Source organism: Halovulum marinum, assembly GCF_009697225.1.
GTDB classification, from domain to species: Bacteria; Pseudomonadota; Alphaproteobacteria; order Rhodobacterales; family Rhodobacteraceae; genus Halovulum; species Halovulum marinum.
The window spans coordinates 1-18,216 of the sequence record NZ_WIND01000002.1 but is presented as its reverse complement, the minus strand read 5'-3'; the positions used below and the strand labels follow the sequence as shown (position 1 = coordinate 18,216).

18 protein-coding genes and 1 pseudogene are annotated in these 18,216 nt (G+C 66.5%); 4 read left to right on the top strand and 15 right to left on the bottom strand.

All coding sequences use genetic code 11. The features are described from left to right. Positions 1-96: 96 nt before the first annotated feature. The 5 genes and pseudogenes from dusA to GE300_RS03215 form a co-directional block, all read right to left on the bottom strand. On the bottom strand, positions 97-1,110 hold the full coding sequence (gene dusA / locus GE300_RS03235) for a tRNA dihydrouridine(20/20a) synthase DusA (RefSeq protein ID WP_154444871.1): 1,014 nt from the start codon (positions 1,108-1,110) through the stop codon (positions 97-99). A gap of 199 nt (positions 1,111-1,309) precedes the next feature. Further along, positions 1,310-1,727 (bottom strand): annotated as a pseudogene (locus GE300_RS23980) (hypothetical protein). Positions 1,728-1,957: 230 nt separating this feature from the next. After that, complete coding sequence (locus tag GE300_RS03225) at positions 1,958-3,259, bottom strand: calcium-binding protein (RefSeq protein WP_154444867.1); 1,302 nt, start codon at positions 3,257-3,259, stop codon at positions 1,958-1,960. Positions 3,260-3,630: 371 nt separating this feature from the next. Beyond that, a complete protein-coding gene (locus GE300_RS03220) occupies positions 3,631-4,296 on the bottom strand; it encodes a TenA family protein (RefSeq protein WP_154444865.1) in 666 nt (221 codons plus the stop codon). Then, complete coding sequence (locus GE300_RS03215; protein ID WP_154444863.1) at positions 4,289-5,131, bottom strand: BtpA/SgcQ family protein; 843 nt, start codon at positions 5,129-5,131, stop codon at positions 4,289-4,291. The genes GE300_RS03220 and GE300_RS03215 overlap by 8 nt, the downstream gene beginning before the upstream one ends. A 32-nt stretch (positions 5,132-5,163) precedes the next feature. Here GE300_RS03215 and GE300_RS03210 point away from each other — a divergent pair, with 32 nt between their 5' ends. Beyond that, the gene (locus tag GE300_RS03210) at positions 5,164-6,042 is read left to right on the top strand and encodes a PfkB family carbohydrate kinase (protein ID WP_154444861.1); all 879 of its coding nucleotides are present in this window, start codon (positions 5,164-5,166) and stop codon (positions 6,040-6,042) included. Between the two features lie 22 nt (positions 6,043-6,064). Here the strand turns inward: GE300_RS03210 and GE300_RS03205 are convergent, their stop codons facing one another. From GE300_RS03205 to GE300_RS03165, 9 genes are all read right to left on the bottom strand, one after another. Continuing rightward, positions 6,065-6,829 carry a glutamine amidotransferase gene (locus GE300_RS03205; protein WP_154444859.1) on the bottom strand — a complete coding sequence of 255 codons (765 nt, stop codon included), beginning with the start codon at positions 6,827-6,829 and terminating at the stop codon, positions 6,065-6,067. 17 nt (positions 6,830-6,846) lie between these two features. After that, a complete protein-coding gene (locus tag GE300_RS03200) occupies positions 6,847-7,911 on the bottom strand; it encodes a phosphotriesterase family protein (protein ID WP_154444857.1) in 1,065 nt (354 codons plus the stop codon). Then, entirely contained in the window at positions 7,908-8,912 is a 1,005-nt protein-coding gene (locus tag GE300_RS03195) for an ABC transporter permease (protein WP_154444855.1), read from the bottom strand. The genes GE300_RS03200 and GE300_RS03195 overlap by 4 nt, the downstream gene beginning before the upstream one ends. Next, entirely contained in the window at positions 8,912-9,697 is a 786-nt protein-coding gene (locus GE300_RS03190; protein ID WP_154444853.1) for an ATP-binding cassette domain-containing protein, read from the bottom strand. Before GE300_RS03190 ends, GE300_RS03195 begins: the two co-directional genes overlap by 1 nt. Then, complete coding sequence (locus GE300_RS03185) at positions 9,694-10,626, bottom strand: substrate-binding domain-containing protein (RefSeq protein ID WP_154444851.1); 933 nt, start codon at positions 10,624-10,626, stop codon at positions 9,694-9,696. Before GE300_RS03185 ends, GE300_RS03190 begins: the two co-directional genes overlap by 4 nt. 28 nt (positions 10,627-10,654) lie before the next feature. Beyond that, a complete protein-coding gene (locus GE300_RS03180) occupies positions 10,655-11,671 on the bottom strand; it encodes a LacI family DNA-binding transcriptional regulator (RefSeq protein WP_154444849.1) in 1,017 nt (338 codons plus the stop codon). Between the two features lie 283 nt (positions 11,672-11,954). Then, a complete protein-coding gene (locus GE300_RS03175; protein WP_154444847.1) occupies positions 11,955-12,713 on the bottom strand; it encodes a sulfite exporter TauE/SafE family protein in 759 nt (252 codons plus the stop codon). A gap of 4 nt (positions 12,714-12,717) precedes the next feature. Then, complete coding sequence (locus GE300_RS03170; RefSeq protein ID WP_154444845.1) at positions 12,718-14,619, bottom strand: TRAP transporter permease; 1,902 nt, start codon at positions 14,617-14,619, stop codon at positions 12,718-12,720. 99 nt (positions 14,620-14,718) lie between these two features. Continuing rightward, positions 14,719-15,651: a TAXI family TRAP transporter solute-binding subunit gene (locus GE300_RS03165; RefSeq protein ID WP_154444843.1), complete on the bottom strand. Its 933-nt coding sequence runs from the start codon at positions 15,649-15,651 to the stop codon at positions 14,719-14,721. 180 nt (positions 15,652-15,831) lie between these two features. Between GE300_RS03165 and GE300_RS03160 the strand changes: the two genes are divergently transcribed. Genes GE300_RS03160 through GE300_RS03150 form a run of 3 tightly spaced genes read left to right on the top strand, consistent with a single transcriptional unit; the run spans position 15,832 to position 17,932 of the window. After that, positions 15,832-16,389 carry a cupin domain-containing protein gene (locus GE300_RS03160; RefSeq protein ID WP_154444841.1) on the top strand — a complete coding sequence of 186 codons (558 nt, stop codon included), beginning with the start codon at positions 15,832-15,834 and terminating at the stop codon, positions 16,387-16,389. Further along, complete coding sequence (locus GE300_RS03155; protein WP_154444839.1) at positions 16,386-17,162, top strand: glutathione S-transferase family protein; 777 nt, start codon at positions 16,386-16,388, stop codon at positions 17,160-17,162. The genes GE300_RS03160 and GE300_RS03155 overlap by 4 nt, the downstream gene beginning before the upstream one ends. After that, positions 17,159-17,932, top strand: coding sequence for a GntR family transcriptional regulator (locus GE300_RS03150; protein WP_233416747.1), 774 nt, complete (start codon positions 17,159-17,161; stop codon positions 17,930-17,932). Before GE300_RS03155 ends, GE300_RS03150 begins: the two co-directional genes overlap by 4 nt. Positions 17,933-18,000: 68 nt before the next feature. On the opposite strand, the gene GE300_RS03145 is transcribed toward GE300_RS03150, so the two are convergent. Further along, a partial coding sequence (locus tag GE300_RS03145) for a fumarylacetoacetate hydrolase family protein (RefSeq protein WP_233416746.1) occupies positions 18,001-18,216 on the bottom strand: 216 nt, incomplete at its 5' end.

Here is an 18,216-nt window from a genome sequence, read left to right as displayed (position 1 = left end):
ACGGCGGGCGTCCGGCCCCGGCCGCCCGCCTTCCAACTTCCCGAAATATCCCCGCCGGAGGCATCCGGCCCCTGCCCCGCGGGCGACCGCCCGGGCTCAGGCCGCCGCGCGCAGAACCGGCGCCAGCGCCGCCTCGACCAGCTCCGGCCCGGCGCCCGGGAGGTGCGCGCCCTCGGACAGCATCCGCCGCCAGCGCCGCGCGCCCGGCCGGCCGGCGAAAGCGCCCAGCATGTGCCGGGTGATCCGCGCCAGCGGCGTGCCGGCGGCGCATTCGGCCTCGATGTAGGGCAGCATGGCGCGCACCGCGTCCTCGGGGGCGACGTCGGCGACGTCGTCGCCGAAGATCCGCCGATCCGCCGCGCCCAGGACGTCCGCCGGCTGGTGATAGGCCGCACGCCCGATCATCACGCCGTCGAACCCTTGCGCCAGCAGCGCCTCGGCAGCGTCGAGCGTGGCGATGCCGCCGTTCACCCCGATCCACAGCTGCGGGAAGGCGTCCCTGATCCGTCGGACCAGCGGATAGTCCAGCGGCGGGATCTCGCGGTTCTCCTTCGGGTTCAGCCCCTGCAGCCAGGCCTTGCGCGCGTGCACGGTGACCCGGCGCACGCCGGCCCCGGCGACCGCCCGCAGCAGCGCCGGCAGTGCCTGTTCCGGGTCCTGCTCGTCAACGCCGAGGCGGCACTTGACGGTGATCTCGACCTCTCCGGCGGCGTCGCGCATCGCGCCGACGATGCGGCCGACCAGCTGCGGCTCGCGCATCAGCACGGCGCCGAAACAGCCCGACTTCACCCGGTCCGAGGGACAGCCGACGTTGAGGTTGATTTCGCCGAAGCCATGCGGCGCGGCGATCCGCACCGCCTGCGCCAGTTCCGCCGGATCCGAGCCGCCCAGCTGCAGGGCCAGCGGATGCTCGATCGCGGACAACGCCAGCAGATGCTCGGCCCCGCCCCGCACCAGCGCGGCCCCGGTCACCATCTCGGTGTAGAGCAGCGCCCGACGCGAGAACTGCCGGTGGAACACGCGGCAGTGCCGGTCGGTCCAGTCCATCATCGGCGCAACCGCCAAAAGGGGCGCATCGGAACTATTGTACTTCTTATTTTTATCAGCCATTTGTTGCCCGGTCTTAAAGCACGTTCCTGTCTCTCATATGTTGTAGTTCGCACCCATTTTCGGTGCGCCTTGCAACCGATGTTGTAACTTTCGCCTCATATTTTAACCCCATGGGTGCCATCAACAGACGAAAGCGCAAAGACGGCTCTGCCGCGCCGCTCGCCCGGATCGCCGTTCGGCGGGCTTGAAAAAGGTGCTGTCAGACGAACTCGTCTCGGCTTGCCGCCCTGTAACCGAACTTTACCCGGAACAAAAGTGTCCGCCACTCGTCGAGAGCGGCGGGTCGCTGAGCCTTGAAATCGTCTCGATCGGAAAGGCTGCGTTCCCGGTTGAAGTGGCTGGGGACGGAACCGTGGGCGGCGGCGAACATCTGCAGACCTCGTTCCGCCTGAGCCGGAACATCGCCCGTTTTCGTCGTCGGAATGGAAGCTGCGGATTCTCTGCCCTGCTGTTTGCCCAGCGGCCCGTTACGCGACGGTCACAGCCGCTTTCTTTCAATCCGGCGCCGCAGGACATTCCGCCGGAGCGACATTGGGAAACGCATGCAGAGCATCACCGCCAGTCGAATGATAACCCGGGCTGGTCTTGTGCCACTTGAACGGGCTGGGTTTCGTCATGGCGGAACCTTACCCAGCGCCGTGCCCAGCCTCAAGCCGGGTTTCTCAGACAACTCCCGGACGCGGGCGGCGCCCCTGCCCCGCATCAAGCCGAGTTGCACAGACAGAGCACATCGGCGGCGTGTGATGCCCGCCGGGCGGCTTCGGTCGGGGCATTCATTTCCGCTTGGTGTGGCAACCGAACAGAAACAACCCCTCTGAAACCGCCCGACGCAGTTACGGTCGAACCGTCAGAAAACGAAGTCGCTGGAATCCACCATATCGCTCCCGACGTCCAGCAGCACGATTTTGGTGTTGCCGAACTCGATCCTGCTCGACGAGCCTCCGCGGATCTCTGCCACGCTGATATCCTCGAACCCCAGGCCAAGGTTGCTGAGATTTATCAGGTCCATGCCGTCTTCGAAGCCGCTGATGATATCACGCCCTTCGTTCAGGTCGTTGTAGATGAACTCGTCCCAGCCGGCGCCGCCGTCCAGCCTGTCACGGCCATTTCCGCCGGTCAGGAAATCATTGCCATCATCACCCATGAGATCATCGTTCCTGGCACCGCCAAACAACGCATCATCACCGGCACGCCCCCGCAGCACGTCGTTGCCGGCATCACCATAGGCGATATCGTCGCCTGCACCGCCATTCACCCTGTCGTTGCCGTTTTCGCCGGACAGCCAGTCGTTGCCGCGGGTGCCTTTCACGAAGTCGTTGCCGTCGCCGCCCCGCACCACATCGTTGCCGCTACCGCCTGTCAGGTCATCGTTGCCGGCTCCGCCATCCAGTCTGTCGGCGCCGCCGCCGCCGAATACGATGTCGTCACCCAGTCCGGTGCTCAGGTCATCGTCGCCATCGCCCAGGCGGAATTCGTCCGAGGCGATTTCAAACTGGTCTTCAAGAATATCCAGAGCCTGCGCACGGTTTGTCGCCTCGATTTCACCGGCGGCAACCGGCAGAAGGCCGACGAATCCGTTCTGGCTGCCGTCGACTTCACCATCCGTGCCGACACCGAAACCGGAGCCGACATTCTGCCCATGCAGAACGATCTCGCGGAATTCCAGCGGCATCAGGTCGTCGGCGGTGTAGTCGTTTCCGGAGACGGGGCTGAAGAAGTTGCTGTCGTCGTCCAGCCGGAAGTTCTGGATGAACGTCAGCTGCCCGTTGCTGTCCGTCAGCGGGAATTCACCATCGCTGCCGATCAGCGGCAACAGGATGTCGCCATAAGCGCCGAGCCCTTCCAGCACCTCGACAAAGCCATCCTTGTCAGCATCGTCGCCAAGGTTCGGCACACGGGCGTCCGACGGGTTTCCGTCGTCGTCGAAGGTGCCATGCACATGCTGGGCATGCTGCACGTCCGGGGTCAGCCCTTCGGCCGCTATCGAGACATTCAGATAGCGGGTTCCGTCATCTTCGGTGTTCACCGCGATCACCGCGGAACCAGTGACGCCGGAATTGTTCATTGCAGCCAGGTCAACCGACCAGAACGCGTCAGCGCCACGCAGGAATGTGTCGAAGGAGTCGTAACTTGAAGCCAGATGAGCCATGATATTCCCTCATGTTTTCGGATTCTCGTCCCTTAGTCACGAAGGGGGCTCGGTAAAGTTTCAGCACCGGTCGAAAAAAATCAGGAAACGCGAAACTCGCCCGCGCAGACCGCATTTCATCGCCGGACGGGCAGACGATGACGGAGGCGAACCGCGTGGCCATCATCGCCCGGGATCGGGCCGCGACCCTTGGGCACGACCGAGGGTTCGAGATGCCGTCATTCCTACCACACGACGCTTTCGGAACTTGAAGTCGCGCGAGCAGAGCCACTCATATTCACGTCGGCGCGCGAATGCTGGCGATGGTCGGGCCCGGATGTGCCGGACCCCGGACACGTTACCGTCGTGCGGCGGGTCGAGACGGCCGAGATCTATGCTTCGCGGATCGACGCATCCGCGTAGATGGCCGAGTGGAAGGCGATCTCGAGTTGCTGGACATGGCCGAAGACGCGCACCGCTTCCGATCGCGCCACTTCGGTCATCTCCTCGCCGAGAGCGTCGAGCCGGTCGCGCAGCCAGCGGGCCTGCGCCGTGAACCCCGGCGCCGCGTGCATGTCCACCCAGTCTCGCAGCATCGGATCGCTGATCGGCGCCTCGGCGAGCCTCGTGCACCACGTCCAGTACATCCACTCCGCGGCGAACATCGCCGTGACGATGGCGCCGAAATCCCCGTCGCGGGCGATCGCCAGCATCCCGTCGCGAAAGGTCGCCACGCGCGGGTCGGACTGCAACTCGGGGTCGGGCGAGATGGCGCGCTGCGCATAGGCGCGCTCGAAGTAGGCCATCTGCTCGTTCGCGAGCGCGTTCAGCGTGTCGATCATCTTGCGCCTGTCCCCGAGATCGGAGGCTTTCGCGACGGCATAGCCGAAGATCGCGATCGCCGTTTCGACGAACCCGCCCTCGATCAGCAGGTAGCGGTCGAAAGCCTGCGCAGGCAAGGCGTCCGCGGCGATGTCCTGCACGAACCGATGGTTCACCATCGCGGCAAAGACCTCCGCGTTTTCCGCGAGGATGCGATCGGTCAGCGGCTCAGGCATCCAAGCCCTCGCCGGCGGCGGCAACGAAGCTGCGCACCCGCGCCGCATCGACCGGGTTCCACCAGACGCCGCCTTCCTTGAGCGAGGAGGCGACGATCACGCCGTTGGTGCGCTTCAGGATCTCGTGAACGTTCGCCTCGGTCACGCCGGAGCCGACCAGCAGCGGCAGGTGCGTTGCGCTGCCGATCTCCTCGATCTCGTCCATCGTGGCGCTGTTGCCGGTGCGCTGGCCGGTGGCAATGATGCAGTCGCTGTCGAAGAACGCGAGGTCGCGGGCCAGTTCCGGGATCGGGCGGTCGGCGACGATGGCGTGACTGCCGTGCTTCACATGGGCGTCGGTGAAGATCCTGACCCTCTCCGCACGCAGCAGGGCGCGGTAGCGAAGCGCCTCGGCGGCGCGGCCCTCCATGAAGCCCTCGTTGGCGACATAGGCGTTGGCCCACTGGTTCACCCGGATGAAATCCGCGCCGCCGGCAATGGCAGTGGCCAGCGCCGGCAGCGGCGCGTTGGCAAGCACGTTGATCCCCATCGGCACGCCGAACTCGCGCCGGATCCGGTCGGTGACGACCGACAGGAAGGCGGGGGTCTCGGGACCGATATCCGCGGGCTTGGAGAACGGGATGTCGCCATGGTTCTCGACGATCAGCCCGTGCAGCCCCCCTGCGACGAGTCGCTCGGCATCGCGCATGCAGGCGTCGTAGATCTGGTCGAGGGACTCGCCGCGGTATCTGGGCGCACCCGGAAACGGCGGACAATGGATCATTCCGATCAGTGCCTTGTCGCGCCCGAAGATATCTCTTATCGCACCGGAAGTCCGGTCGGATATGAGCTGCATGTCATGACCTCTCGGTATGGATGGATCTGTAGATGAAGGCCTTTGTCATCGGCAACGTGGCTCTGGACGAGACACTCTCCATCGAGGATTTTCCCCGCCCCGGGGCGTCGATCTTCGGCGCGGCGCTGTCGCGCGATCTGGGCGGCAAGGGCGCGAACCAGGCGATCGTCATGGCGCGCACGGGGCTGGAGTGCCGCTTTGCCGCGGCGGTCGGGCGCGACGGCCGCGGGCAGGAGATCGCCCGCCGGCTGGAGGCCGAGGCGCTGGAGGCGCGGCTGATCGAGATCGCCGGCACCGCGACCGATTTCTCGATCATCCTGATGGCGGAGCAGGGCGAGAACGCCGTCATCACCACCCGCGAGGCGGCCGCCGCGATGACGCCGGAGATGGCGCGCGGCGCGCTGGACGGAGCGCAGGCCGGCGACCCGCTGGTGATGCAGGGCAACCTCGGCGCCGAAACGACCCGCGCCGCGCTGGCCGCCGGCCGCGCGCGCGGCATGCGCACGGTGCTCAATCCTTCGCCGCTGCAGTCGTATTTCGCCGATCTCTGGCCGCTCGTCGATTGCGCGTTCGTCAACGAGGGCGAGGCGAAGGCGCTCGGCGGGGTCGAGGCGATCCTTGCCGCGGGGGTGACCGATGTGGTGCTCACGCTTGGCGCGCAGGGCGCGGCGCTGATCCGGCTGGGCGGCCGCATCGAGGTGACGGCCGAGCCCTGCACGGTGCTCGATACGACCGGCGCGGGGGACTGTTTCATGGCCGTCGCGCTGGCGTCGGCGGCGTTGCGGGGCAGCGGCCTCGATGCGCGCGCCCTTGGCCATGCCGCGCGCGCCGCCGCGTACACCGTCGCGCGCGCCGGCACCGTCAGCGCCTTCCCGGACCGGGCGACGATGGCGAGCCTGCTCTCCACCTGATCCCCCCGACCGGGCGCGCGTCTCAGCGCGCGACAAGCCAGCCGAATACATTCTTCCACAGCGTGCTGTATCCCTCCCATTCGCAGAACGCCGGCGAGAGCCAGTGCGGGCCGATGTCGGAGGTCCAGACCGCCGTCCGGCCCTTGCCGAAGCCGCCGACCACGAGCAGCGGATGGCCGCCCTGGTCCTCGGGCAGGCGCGCCACGACTTCGGCGCCCTCGCGCAGCTCAACCTCGTTGACCCCCAGGATCGGCGGCCAGGCGGAACCGGTGAGGCCCGCAACCGTGGCATGCTCCGGCTTCACGATCTCGGCCACCGCACCTTCGGGTATCTCCACCCGGTCGTCCCAGGGATGGCAGGTCACCGGCAGCACATCCTCGACCGGCGTGTTCCGCCAGCGCGCCTTGCCGTCGATGCCCTGGAAGGAGAAGTAGCCCCCCATCATGATCAGGTTGCCGCCGTCGCCGACCCATTGCTTCAGCATCCGCAGCCGGTTCGGCACGCATTTCGACCGCAGCCAGACGTCTGGCGGCAGAAGGAAGGTGTTCGCGCCGATATCGGACAGAATGACGATATCGTATGTCTCCAGCCCCTCGGCCTCGAAGGGGAAACCTTCGGCCGCCGCGTGCGCGGTCATGTAGTCGATCTCGAAGCCGCTGCCGTTCATGGCCTTCAGCAACGGGTCGGCGCCGGTGTGGAAGTGGACCGACCCGAACTGGTCGAAGCCCTTGTAATGCGTCTCGGACGTGGTCCAGCTTTCGCCAACCAGCAGCACTCTGGTGCTCATGGATATCTCCTGTTGTCTCAAACCGTCGCGTCGAAGACGCGGCGGGGATTGGTCACCATAAGCGTGTCGATCTGGTCCGGCGTGGCACCGTGGCGCAGCAGGCGCGGCAGGAAGTGCCGGGTGACGAAGGCGTAGCCGTTGCCGCCATAGCGGGTCAGCATCATCTTGATGAAGACGTCCTGCGAGAGCAGCAGCCGGTCGAGATACCCATGCTCGACAAGCGCCATGATCGCGCGTGCCACCTCGTCGTCCGAGGGGCACTGCACGCCCTGGTCGGCATAGAAGTAATCCATCCCGATCATGTCGAACTCGACGAAGGCGCCGCGCGCGGCCAGCGTCGCCTGGTAGACCGGGTCCGCGTGCGAGGGGTTCATGTGGCACAGCACGGTGTGGCGCAGGTCCGCGCCTTCCTGCTCGACGATATCGAGCACCTTGTGCGCCAGCCGGAACCAGCCCGGCAGGTGGACCATCAGCGGAAGCCCGGTGCGAACCTGCGCCCGCGCCGCGCCGCGCAGGGATTTCTCCTCCTCGGCGGTGAACTCCGCAGAGACGCCGATCTCGCCGATCAATCCGATCTTCGCGTCGGTCCCGTCGACGCCCTCCAGCGCCTCGGCGACGATCTCGTCGGCGATGTCATCTGCCGAGAGACGGGCGACACCCCCCGGCATCGACGAGGCGAGGTAGTACCCCGCCCCCATGACGATCTGCACGCCCGCCTGCGCCGCGATCCGCCGCAGCTTGACCGGGTCGCGCCCGATGCCCCGGCAGGTCGGGTCCACGATGCTGCGCCCGCCGGCGGCGGCGAACTGCTTCACCTCCTCGACGGCAAGCTCAGGCTCGTCCAGCGCGATGTTGTGCTTGTTGACGAAAGGATCCTGGCGCAACTCCGACAGGATCTCGATCGAGACGGGGGCCTCGGCCAGGTACCGGCGCTCCGGCTCGCGCGGGGGATTCCACCAGCAGGAGCAGTCGTTCTGCAGATGCTCGTGCATCAGCGTGTGGCCCAGGTCCGCCGACGGGATCGGTCCGTCGACGGTCATCACCCGGCCGGAGCGGATGTGGCATTGCGACAGCTCGCTCATGACGGTTTCCTTCTTGCAAAGCGCCAGTTGCGGTCGAACAGCCGGGTGTTCATCCAGATCGCGACCAGGATGATCGTGCCCGTCACGATCTGGGTGAAGAAGGGCGAGATGTGCATCAGGATCAGCCCGTTGCCGATCACCGCGATCGTCATCGTGCCCAGCACCGTGCCCGTCATCGAGGCCCGTCCGCCCATCAGCGAGGTGCCGCCCAGAACCACGGCCGCGATCACCTGCAGTTCGAACCCCTGCGCAGCGTTGGACGATCCCGAGCCGAGGCGGGCCGCGATCAGCATTCCCGCAATGGCGCTGGCCACGCCCGAGACGACATAGACCGAGGCGAGCACGCGCTTGGCCGGCATGCCCACGCGACGCGCCGCCTCCATGTTGGAGCCGACCGCGACGACCTGCCGGCCGTACTGCGTGTGCAGCATGACGATGAAACCGAGGATCGCGACCAGAATGGCCAGCAGCGCCGGCACCGGAAAGCCGAGGACCTCGCCGCGCCCGAGCCAGAAGAAGCCCGCGGCGTCCCGGATCGGGATCGAATAGCCCTCGGTCAGCAGCAGCGCGAAACCGCGCAGGATCGACAGCCCCGCCAAGGTGACGATGAAGGCCGGAATCCCCTGGTAGGAGATGAACCAGCCCTGCACGCCGCCGATCAGACCGCCGGCGACAAGCATCAGCACGACCACCACCGGCCACGGCAGGCCGGCGGCCATCAGGATTGCCGCGAGCGCGTTGATCAGCGCCACCAGCGAGCCTACCGACAGATCGATCCCCGCAGTGGTGATGACCAGTGTCATCGCCACCGCGACGATCAGGATCGGCGCGGCCTGCCGCACCACGTTCAGCAGGTTGCCGGTGGTCAGGAAGGTCGTGGTGGTGGCGCTGAAGAACAGGATGCAGATCGCGAAGAACAGCGCAATCGAGAGCACCTGCGCGCGCTCGGACAGGTAGTCGGCCAGCCGCGAGCCAGCCTGCCGCTCGGTGTAGCTGGCCATCAATGGCCTCCCTTGCCGACGATGAGGTCCACGAGTTCCTGAAGATCGGTTTCGCCGATGGCGCGCTCGGCCACCTTGGTGCCTTCGTACATCACCGCCACCCGGTCGCAGACGCGGAACAGGTCCTGCATCCGGTGGGTGACGAGCACAACCGCCACGCCGCGCGCCTTGACCCGGTTGATGAGCCCGAGCACCGCCTCGACCTCTGCCACGGCGAGCGCCGAGGTCGGCTCGTCCATCAGCAGGATCTTCGGCTCGAAGCTCGCGGCGCGGGCGATGGCGATGGCCTGCCGCTGGCCGCCGGAAAGCTTCTCGACCTTGGCGGTCAGCCGCGGGATCCTGATCTCCAGTGCGGCGAGCATCGTTTCGGCCTGTGCCAGCATCCGTTTCTGGTCGAGGAAGGGGCCGCGTTTCAGCTCGCGCCCGAGAAACAGGTTCCCGACCACATCCACATGGTCGCAGAGCGAGAGATCCTGATAGACCATCTCGATGTTCAGGTCGCGCGCCTCGGACGGCGTCGAGAAACGCACCGCGCGGCCATTGAGCTCGATCTCGCCCACATCGGGAATGTAGGTGCCGGAGATCACCTTGGAGAGGGTGGATTTGCCGGCCGCGTTGTCGCCGATCAGCCCCAGGCATTCGCCCGGGCGGATATCGAGATCGACCCCGCGCAGCGCCTCGTGCGAGCCGAAGGACTTGTGGATGTTTCGAAGCCGCAGGATCGGCTCGGGCGGGAGGGGGGCATCCCCCCTCCCCCTGGTTGCTTGTGCCTCAGCCGCCATCATTCGAAGAGCGACCGGAAATCATCGACATTCTCGCTCGTGACGATCGTCACCGGCACCGAGATCTCCTTCTCGACTTCGCCGCCGTCGGAAAGCGTCATCAGCGTCTCGACCGCGGCCGCGCCCATCAGCGAGGGATCCTGCTGGATCACCGCCTTGACGTAGCCGGCGTCGATCCCGTCGATCACCTGCGCGGTCAGGTCCCAGCCGAATATCGCGACGTCCTCCTGCTTGCCCTGGCTTTCCACGGCGGCGACGGCCCCCATGAGCGCCGGCTCCCCGGTCGCGTAGATCGCGGTCAGGTCGGGGTTGGCAGTGATCAGGTTCTCGGCGGCACCGAGCGCCACGTCCTGGATGTTCTGCCCGTCGACCGTACCGGCCACGGTGACCATGCCCGCGTCGAGCGCGCCTTCGAAACCGTCCTTGCGCACGTTCTGGATGTAGGAATTCAACGCTCCGACGATGCCGAGCTTGGACTCGCCGCTCATGGTCTCGTTGAAATGCGCCGCGAGATCTGCACCGGCCTTGGCGTTGTCGACGCCGATCTGCGCCGCTTGCGGGCCGTCCGGCAGGATCGCATCGATGGCCACAACCGGGATGCCGGCCGCGGCGGCCTGCTCGACCGCCGGCATGATGCCGTTGACGTCGATGGCGACCACGGCCAGACCGTCGACACCTTCCTGGATGTAGGTCTCGATGGCGCTGTTCTGGGCCGCGGAGTCGTTGTTCGCATTGAAGATGACCAGCCTGACGCCGGCATCCGCGGCCGCCTCCTCGGCGCCCCGGTTCATCTCGTTGAAGAACAGGGCCTGCTGGTTGATCTGGACCAGGGCGAAGGTCTTTTCCTCCTGCGCCAGGGCCGGGAGCGCCGCCGCGCCAATCATGGTGGAGTTCAGGAGCACGCCAAGGTGCCTGCGGGTGGGATGGGCCATTTTTCCGTTTCCTCGCTGTTGAAGTTGCTCAGGCAGATCCGGTCGGCGGCGCAACGGAGTTCCGCTCGATCAGAGTGACAGGCAGCAGCTCCTCTGGCGGGAGCGTGCCGTGTTCATCCGGCTTGTGGCCGAGCAGCAGTTCAAGCGCGCGCTTGCCCAGCTCCCGGACCGGCTGCCGCACCGCTGTCACTGCCGGTGCGAAAAGGTGAAGGGGGCCGACATCGTCGAAGCCGACGACGGAGACGTCGCGCGGGACATTGAGGCCGGATTCGTGCAGCACCTCGCAGAGCCCGATCAGTAGCTCGTCGGAGGTGGCGAAGATCGCCGTCGGCCGCTCGGCGCCGCGGGCCACGAAATCCCGGGCCGCGATCCGGCCGGCCGCGATCGTATAGGGCCCGGCAGCGCGTTCGACCCGTGCGCCCGCGCCGGCAACCTCTCGGATCCCGCGCAGAAAGCCCGCGTAGCGCCGCGCGCCGCTGATCATCTCGTCGACGCCGCCGATGAAGAGAAAGTGCCTGTGTCCGCTCTCTGCCAGATGCCGGCCTGCCGCGTGGCCGCCCGCCTCGTTGTCGCAGAACAGCTTGGGCACCCGCGCCGCCGGCACGTCCTCGTCGACGACCACGCACGGGCCGGCGGTGTTGATCTTCTCCGCCAGCGCCGCGTCGCCGAAATGGTTGGTGATGAAGATCAATCCGTCGGCGCGCCCCTGGCGGATGTGGTCGAGATAGGAGATCTCGCGCTCGCGGCGGTTCAGCGTGGCGTGGAGCGACAGCGAGAGGTTGCGTCGATCAGCCTCGGCCTCGACGGCGGCGACGAAGGTGGAGAAGAACGGCGTCGCGATGTCGGGCACCATCAGCGCGATGGTCTCGGACCGCCCGAGGCTCAGGCGGCGGGCGTGGGCGTTGGGAACGTAGGCGAGTTCGCGGATCGCCGCGTCGATCGCTTCGGCGGTCCGCTTCGGCAGTTCAAGCGAGCCGTTCAGGTATCGAGAGACCGTGGTCTTCGACACGTTCGCCCGTTGCGCAACGTCTTGCAAATTCGCCATGCAGTTCCGCGACCCGCCAAGGTAAACCGGTTCAGTAAATCGGTATACAATATCGGTAAGCCGAATCGGTCGGTTGTGCAAAGGATTTTCGGGCGCAGCTGCCTGCACCCGGCTTCGAGGGGGTGAATCGCCGTGATCGGAGGCGGAAGCGCAGTTCAGACTCTGGTAGAGTGATCTGAAGCAGAAACTGCCGGGCTTGCTCCAACACAAGCCCTTTCAAGGGAGGTCAGTCGCCTGGCAGGTTCACGGCAACGCGCCATGGCAGATTGCGGTGACACTGCCCTCAGACGAACTCCACCCAGACCAGCCGCAGGGACAGGAGTGCCAGGAACGCGACCATGACCATGTCGAAGGTCCGTGCGCTGATCCGCCGGCCGATCCACTCGCCCAGCGGCAGAGCCAGGAACATCGGCACCAGTGCCGCCAGTCCGAGCGCGGCAAGCTGCAGCGTCAGCAGGCCGTAGTGCAGCTGCACGATCGCCTGCCCCGCGCACATCACCGCGAAGAAGCAGGAGATCGTGTGGATGAAAGCCAGCCTCGGCAGGCGCATGGCGTTCAGGAAGGTGACCGAAACCGGCGACGAGATGCCCGTCGCGCCTTGCAGGATCCCGCCGGCGAAACCGACCGGGCCGACCATGCCGCGGGCGGCCTCGGCGCCGATCGACACATCGGGCCGCAGCAGTCGCAGCGTGATGTAGCCGAGGATGATCGCCACCATCGCCAGCTGCATCACCGAGACCGGCAGCCAGATCAGAAGGAAGGTGCCCGCCGCCGCCCCGAGCGCGCCCCAACCGGCGAAGATCCAGCCGAACCCGCCCTCGACCTGATCGCTTCGGTGCCTCCAGACCTGCCAGAGATTGGTGACCAGGTTCGGCATCACCATCAGCGCGACGGCGACGCGCACGTCGTAGACCGCGCTGATCACCGGGATCGCGATTACCGGCAGCCCCGCGCCGGTGGCCCCCTTCAGGATGCCGCCCAGGAACAGGGCGACGAAGACGGCGGCCAGCCCGGCCGGGTCCGCCAGCGATAGTTCGGGCATCCAGCTATCCGTTCAACGCGGGACGCAGGCTCTGCGCGCGCAGGGCCAGGCTCACCCCGGCCAGCGCCAGGATGCCCAGCACGTCGGTCGGCAGCGACTGATACATCAGCAGTCCTCCGGCCAGCACGAACAGTACCCGCAACCCCGTGCCCAGCGGCCGGTAGAGATAGCCAGTCACCGCCACGGCGAAGCAGAATACCGCCGCCAGGCCCGTCATCGCCGCCACCGCGATCTCCAGGACCGACCCCTGCATCAGCAGCCCCGGGCCGAAGAAGAACATGAACGGCAGGATGAAGCTGGTGATCCCGAAGGCGAAGGCGGTCCAGCTGGTCTTGTTGATCTCGGCCCCGGCGATTCCCGCCGCGACATACGAGGCCAGCGCCACCGGCGGCGTGATCGTCGAGATGCAGCCGTAGAAGAACACGAACAGATGCGCGGTCATGATCGGCACGCCCATGTTCACCAGCGCCGGCGCGACCACCGTCGCCAGGATCAGGTAGGCGGCAGTGGTCGGCAGCCCCATGCCGAGGATGATCGAAGTCAGCATCGTCAGCAGCAGCGCCGCGACCGGGATCCCGCCCGAGGCCAGCACGATCAGCCCCGAGATCTTGGATCCCAGTCCGGTCATCGCAAGCACCCCGGCGATGATGCCCGCGGCCGCACAGGCGACGGCGATCGACATCACCGACAGGGTCCCCGACTCCAGCGCATCCAGGACCCGCTTGAGAAAGCTTTTCGCGCTGGCCAGGTCGCGCAACTCGTAGACCGCGCAGCCGGCCAGCAGCACGCCGAGCGCGACGAACGAGGCGCGGAACGGCGAGTAGCCCTGCACCATCATCGCGACCAGCAGGAAGAACGGCACGATGAAGCGCAGCCCGGGCACCAGGATCTGCCGCAGGCTCTGCGGCTCGCTGGTGTCGGCGGCGTGGCCTATGCCGATGCGCAGCGCCTGCAGGTGTACCACGAAGAAGATCGAGGCGAAGAACAGCAGGGCCGGGATCAATGCCGCCGCCATGATCGAGGAATAGGCGACGCCGATGATCTCGGCCATGATGAACGCGGCCGCGCCCATCACCGGCGGCATGATCTGTCCGCCGGTCGAGACCACCGCCTCGATCGCGCCGGCCTGGTGCGGCTTGTAGCCCTCGCGCTTCATCATCGGGATCGTCATCGTCCCGGTGACCGCGACATTGCCCGCGGCAGAGCCCGAGATCATGCCCAGCAACGTGCTGAAGATGACCGCCGTCTTTGCCGAGGACGCCCGGGCCGTGCCGGTGACCTTGCGCGACAGCTGAAAGAAGAAGTCTCCGGCCCCGAAGCTCGACAGGAAGGCTCCGAAGATCGAGAACATGATGATGTAGGTCGCGGAAACCCCCAGCGGAATGCCGTAGACCCCTTCGGACGACGTGGTGAGGAACCCGGCCAGCCGCTCGGCCGAATAGCCGCGGGCATTGAACACGCCCGGCAGCCAGGGGCTGACCAGCGGATAGACCAGGAAGACGGCGACAATGATTGCCAGGAACCAGCCGATCTTGCGGACGGCGGCGATCATCACCAGCGCGATGACCACCATTCCGACCAGCGCGTCGGTCGACGTCGTCAGCCCGCCCGAAAGCGCGATGTCCATCCAGCGGTCGTAAAGATAGTACCCGGTGCCCGCCGCGGCTGCCGCAAATCCCAGGTTCAGCACCAGCCCCGCCTTCGCGGCAATCTTGTCGTGGAACCGCTCCACGCTGGTCTTGGTCAGGCTCAGGAAGACCAGCACCAGCATGACCGCAAGGTGCACGATGCGCATTTCCAGCGTGGACAGCGATATCCAGCCGGAAACCAGGGCCAGATGCCAGGCGCCGAGCAGGATGGCCAGCCAGCGGATGGCGAAACCGAGTGTGGAGATGGCGGTGCCCATGTGGTTCAGACCCTCGAGGGGCGGCGCCCGAAACGCCAAAGGCCGCCCGATACCGGTTGTGGGCGGCCGAAGGTCGGGGGCCGGCCGCCCGCCACGAAGTCAGCGCTCGTCGAAGAACTTCTTGGCGCCGGGGTGCAGGGGGACGGCGATTCCGTAGGCGTCTTCGGCGACGATCTGCTTCGCGATCGCGTTCTCGGCGCCGAACTCCTCGAGATTTCCGTAAACCGCCGCGGTCAGGGCGTACGCGCGTTCGTCGCTCATGTCCGCGCGAACGATCAGGATGTTGCGCGTGCCCAGGGCCTGGCCCTCGATCTCGGAGGCATAGGTCCCCTCGGGCACGTCTATGGCGGAATAGTACGAGTGCGCTTCCAGGATACGCTTCATCGCGTCGGCGTCGATCGGAACAAAGGCCAGATCGTTGGTCGTGCTGGTCTGGATCACCGCCGCCGTGGGATAGCCGGCAAGCGCGATGCTGGCGTCGACCGAGCCATCCGCCAGCTGGCTGAAGCCGTCGGAATAGGACAGGAAGCTGGGCTCGATGTCGGAGAACTCCATGTCGTAGGCCTCGAGCACGTTGCGCAGCAGGTTGATGGTGCCGCCTCCGGCAGGCCCGACGGCCACGCGCTTGCCCTTGAGGTCGGGAATGCTCTGGATGTCCGAACCCGCCAATGTGGCGATGTGCAGGATGCTGGAGTGCAGCGTTCCGAGGGCACGCAGGTCGATCGCGTCGGCATAGGGTTCCTGCCCCTTGAAGGCATAGAACGAGGTGTTCGCGTTCCCGATCGCGACATCGACCTCGCCGTTGCCGATCAGCCGCGGGTTCTCGGTCCCGCCCTGGGTCACCACGGGAACCATGGTCAGCCCGTCGGCATGCTTGTTGACGAGGTTCGAGATCGCCTGTCCCACCGGGTAGAACGCACCGCCGAGGCTGGCGGTGCCGATGCGCAGTTCTTCCGCGGCGGCCGGCAGGGCGGTGCCGAGCACGGTCAGGCACACGGCTGCGCCTGCAGCGATGCGTTTGATGGGTCCCATGGAATCCTCCCTTGCGTTACAGCTTGTTCTTTGCAGCTTGGCCTTCCATGTTCTCGATTTTGCGAGGCAAGTCAACAGTAATATCGATTTTCCTACCCAAAACTACAAAAATCGATTTTGTGTTGCGCCCGCGGATTTCCACGGTAGGATCCCCTCGACATCCTTACGAAAGGAAAGCCAATGACAAACAGTGTACGTCGCGTGGTCACCGGACATGATGCGAGTGGCAAGGCGATCATCGTCGCGGACGGTCCGGCGGAGTGCATCCTGCAACGCCCCAACCGGCCCGGCGTGACGCTGACGAATTTCTGGCAGACGTTCGAGACCCCGGCCCCGTTCGACGGCCCCGAGGAGACCGTGGACGGGCCGCTGGTCCTGCACCCGCCCAAGGGCGGATCGGTGTTCCGCTTCGTGACCTTCGAGCCCGAGGATCCCGAGGTGCTGGCGTCGCTCGATGGCAAGGCCGCGTTCGCCGAGATGGGCGCCGCGCACAACATCCAGGCCAACGACCGCCACCCGTTCATGCACCGCACCGATTCGGTGGACTACGCGGTGATCGTCTCGGGCCGCATCAAGATGCTGATGGACGAGGAGGCCGACGACGTGGAACTGTCCGCCGGCGATGTCGTCGTCCAGCGCGGCACCAACCACGCCTGGTCGAACTGCTATGACGCGCCCTGCACGATCGCCTTCGTCCTGATCGACGGCAAGGGCACGCCCGCCAAAGGACAGGGATGATGATCACCCTCTACCACGCCCACCACTCCACCTGCAGCCAGAAGGTGCGCATCGCCCTGGCCGAGAAGGGGCTGGAGTTCGAAAGCAAGCTGGTGGACCTTGCCAGCAAGGGTCAGCTGGAGCCCGAGTATCTGAAGATCAACCCCAACGGCGTCGTGCCGACGCTGGTGCATGACGGCCAGCCGATCATCGATTCCAGCGTCATCTGCGAGTATCTCGACGAGGTCTGTCCGGAGCCGCCGCTGTCGGGGCGCGATGCGGTGTCCCGCGCCAGGGTCCGCGCCTGGATGCGCTTTCTCGAAGAGGTGCCGACCTATGCGGTGCGGGTGCCTTCGTTCAACCGTGCATTCCTGAACCGGTTCGACGGGCTGTCCAGCGAAGAGTTCGTGCAGCAGCAGGCCGGTCCGCGTCCGCTGCGCAAGCACTTCTATCTGAAGATGTCGGAAAAGGGCTTCGACAAGGACGCGGTGCAGGAATCCGTCGACCAGCTGACACTCACCTGCCAGCGGATGCAGCGCGCGCTGGAAAAGGGGCCCTGGCTGGCGGGCGAGTCCTTCTCGCTTGCCGACGTGGTCGCCGCGCCGCTGATCGACCGCACTCACGACCTGGGAATGTCCTGGATCTGGGACGAGGACTATCCCCTCGTCGCCGGCTGGTTCGACCGGCTCCAGCAGCGCCCGGCATACGCGAAGGCGATGTATCCGGGGGCGCGTTTGTCGGAGACCCACCAGCTGCGCGCCCTGCTGGCCGAGGCCGAACAGGAAACCGCATGAGCCCGCGCAGCCAGAACGACGGGGCCGCGACCGGCGACCCTGTTGAACCCGCTCGGAATATCGACAATCCTGCGGCGATGGTACTAGCGTCCTTCTCCGCCGCTGCCGGAACCGACGGCTCCACGACGCAACGCGCCTATCTCGCGCTGCGCCGGCTGATCGTCGTCGGCGAGATCGAGCCGGGCGAGAAGCTGAAGATCGATGGCCTGCGCAAACGTCTGGGCATGGGCGCCTCGCCGATCCGCGAGGCGCTGAGCCTGCTGACCTCGGACAACCTGGTGGAGCGGATCGACCAGCGCGGCTTTCGCGCGGCCCCGGTCAGCCAGAAGAACTTCGAGGAAATACTTCGCCTGCGCTGCACGCTCGAGGACATGGCCCTGCGCCAGAGCATCGGGCGGATGACCGAGGACCACGAAGAGGAACTGGTGCTGGTGCATCACCGGATGCTGCGCCGCGCCGGGGGCGATCCCGAAGCCTTCGAGGAGGCGCACAAGGATTTTCACATGGCGCTGCTGACCAGCTGCGACGCGCCCATCCTGCTGAAACTCTGCTCGCAGCTCTACGATCTGAACATCCGCTACCGCTACCTTGCGGGGCGGTCGCTGAACTACAGGACGCGCAATGTCGCCGACGAGCACCGCGACATCCTGCAGGCGACCATCGCGCGGGATCCCGACCTGGCCTCGGCGCGGCTGCTGGCGCACTACCGCCAGACCGGCGCCTTCCTTGCGGATCTTTTCGGCGAGAGCCGGCTGGCGGTGCCGGACTGACGTGTTCCGGGCGGCTCGCCGGAACGGCCGCGCGCCGGGCGGTCCCGGCCGGGCGCGCGCCGTGCCGGTCAGGCGGTCAGGGGCTGCGCGGTCGCGGCGGCGCGGTGCTCGGCCTCGTCCACCACCGGGCTGGCGCAGATGCCGATGCCCTCGATCTCGATCTCGACGGTCTCGCCCGGCTTCAGCCAGCGCGGCGGCGTCTTCGCATGGCCGACGCCCGGCGGCGTGCCCATGGCGATCAGATCGCCGGGCTGCAGCGTGGTGTATTCCGAGATGATCGCGAT

What these genes read in the sequence shown, in the direction of transcription:
- GE300_RS03160 (WP_154444841.1), top strand. Translation starts at nt 15,832, where the DNA reads ATGACAAACAGTGTACGTCGCGTGGTCACCGGACATGATGCGAGTGGC.
- GE300_RS03215 (WP_154444863.1), bottom strand. Translation starts at nt 5,131, where the DNA reads ATGCAGCTCATATCCGACCGGACTTCCGGTGCGATAAGAGATATCTTC.
- GE300_RS03220 (WP_154444865.1), bottom strand. Translation starts at nt 4,296, where the DNA reads ATGCCTGAGCCGCTGACCGATCGCATCCTCGCGGAAAACGCGGAGGTC.
- GE300_RS03185 (WP_154444851.1), bottom strand. Translation starts at nt 10,626, where the DNA reads ATGGCCCATCCCACCCGCAGGCACCTTGGCGTGCTCCTGAACTCCACC.
- GE300_RS03155 (WP_154444839.1), top strand. Translation starts at nt 16,386, where the DNA reads ATGATGATCACCCTCTACCACGCCCACCACTCCACCTGCAGCCAGAAG.
- GE300_RS03175 (WP_154444847.1), bottom strand. Translation starts at nt 12,713, where the DNA reads ATGCCCGAACTATCGCTGGCGGACCCGGCCGGGCTGGCCGCCGTCTTC.
- GE300_RS03210 (WP_154444861.1), top strand. Translation starts at nt 5,164, where the DNA reads ATGAAGGCCTTTGTCATCGGCAACGTGGCTCTGGACGAGACACTCTCC.
- GE300_RS03200 (WP_154444857.1), bottom strand. Translation starts at nt 7,911, where the DNA reads ATGAGCGAGCTGTCGCAATGCCACATCCGCTCCGGCCGGGTGATGACC.
- GE300_RS03190 (WP_154444853.1), bottom strand. Translation starts at nt 9,697, where the DNA reads ATGATGGCGGCTGAGGCACAAGCAACCAGGGGGAGGGGGGATGCCCCC.
- GE300_RS03170 (WP_154444845.1), bottom strand. Translation starts at nt 14,619, where the DNA reads ATGGGCACCGCCATCTCCACACTCGGTTTCGCCATCCGCTGGCTGGCC.
- GE300_RS03165 (WP_154444843.1), bottom strand. Translation starts at nt 15,651, where the DNA reads ATGGGACCCATCAAACGCATCGCTGCAGGCGCAGCCGTGTGCCTGACC.
- dusA (WP_154444871.1), bottom strand. Translation starts at nt 1,110, where the DNA reads ATGGCTGATAAAAATAAGAAGTACAATAGTTCCGATGCGCCCCTTTTG.
- GE300_RS03225 (WP_154444867.1), bottom strand. Translation starts at nt 3,259, where the DNA reads ATGGCTCATCTGGCTTCAAGTTACGACTCCTTCGACACATTCCTGCGT.
- GE300_RS03195 (WP_154444855.1), bottom strand. Translation starts at nt 8,912, where the DNA reads ATGGCCAGCTACACCGAGCGGCAGGCTGGCTCGCGGCTGGCCGACTAC.
- GE300_RS03150 (WP_233416747.1), top strand. Translation starts at nt 17,159, where the DNA reads ATGAGCCCGCGCAGCCAGAACGACGGGGCCGCGACCGGCGACCCTGTT.
- GE300_RS03180 (WP_154444849.1), bottom strand. Translation starts at nt 11,671, where the DNA reads ATGGCGAATTTGCAAGACGTTGCGCAACGGGCGAACGTGTCGAAGACC.
- GE300_RS03205 (WP_154444859.1), bottom strand. Translation starts at nt 6,829, where the DNA reads ATGAGCACCAGAGTGCTGCTGGTTGGCGAAAGCTGGACCACGTCCGAG.